Genomic DNA, 1,138 nt, shown 5'->3' on the forward strand with positions numbered 1-1,138 from the left:
GCTACCAACTTCGGGCAGTTCAGATAATTTGTGTGCAAACAAATGCCGTTGTGCATCGGTCATTTCGACAAAGAAATCAGGTGTGTTTGGATCTCGTTTTGGGTCGGTTCTTTGTTCTACTTTTGGTTGTGGTTTTTGTTTAAATCGGAATGAAAAACCAGTAACTGAACGCCCTGTTTTATGCTGTGCAACAGATACAATAATATCCGTATGTTCATTGATTTGCTTAATTGATGGCTCTAGTACACGGGATTTAAGTACATCAATTCGCTTGTAATCTCCCTCATTAATTCCTATCTGTTTTTTAAAGTCATCCAACCCAATTACGGGTGTTTTTCCTGTGCTACGCCAAGCAATTAAAATTTCGTATAAGCGAACAGCATAGGCACTTTTTAATTGACTAACTTGTTCTAATTCATAGCTTGTGAAGTGTTTTTCTAGTCGAGTAATTAGCGGGATAATAGCGGGAGCAAAAATTAACTTAACAACTGCTTCTTGTTCAACGTAAATAACTTCGCTTACCCAGCGTGATTTATGATGCTGGATATTCCCCTTTTCGCTAAGGCTTTGATAGCTGAATTGTCTTGCAAAAAGATCATCACAAGCATCTTTCAAGGCTTGATATGCGGTATTTCGATGCACTCCAAATTGATTTATATAGCTTTCTGCATGAATGTTTAAAGGGTCATTCGCATTAATTCCTTTGCCTGATTCCCTTGCTTCCACAATTGCTAGCAGAATTAACCGTTGTTCTGTTAGGTCAAGGTTGTAACTAGCATTGATTAGAGCATTGTCTTTGACTACTAATTCCGACATCTCCCACCTATAATTTTTATGATGTAAATCCACCATAATATTTTATGATGGATTATGCAAGGTAAATGGTGGAGTATTGAGAAATTCTTGCAAGGTAAATGGTGGAGTATTGCAAGGTAAATGGTGGAGAATGATCGCTGAAACGCACGTATACCAATGATTTCAGCCCTCCTAAAAGCATTTAAAAGCTTTTTATATTATTAAAAGCCCAAAAAAATTAAAAACGGCATTTAAAACTGCCCTATGTTTTCGCTTCGCTCAAACTCTATTGAATCTCGCTGCGCTCGATTCCTGGGGGCAGTTTTTCTCAAAGACCCGCTAG

General features: G+C 37.9%; 1 protein-coding gene. It reads right to left on the reverse strand.

From position 1 onward, the window contains the following. Positions 1-816: replication initiation protein RepM (gene repM, locus FTV43_RS15715; RefSeq protein WP_179991839.1), on the reverse strand; the 816-nt coding region annotated here is incomplete at its 3' end. Positions 817-1,138 lie beyond the last annotated feature (322 nt).

The organism is Acinetobacter sp. YH16053 (genome assembly GCF_013417035.1).
GTDB classification, from domain to species: Bacteria; Pseudomonadota; Gammaproteobacteria; order Pseudomonadales; family Moraxellaceae; genus Acinetobacter; species Acinetobacter towneri.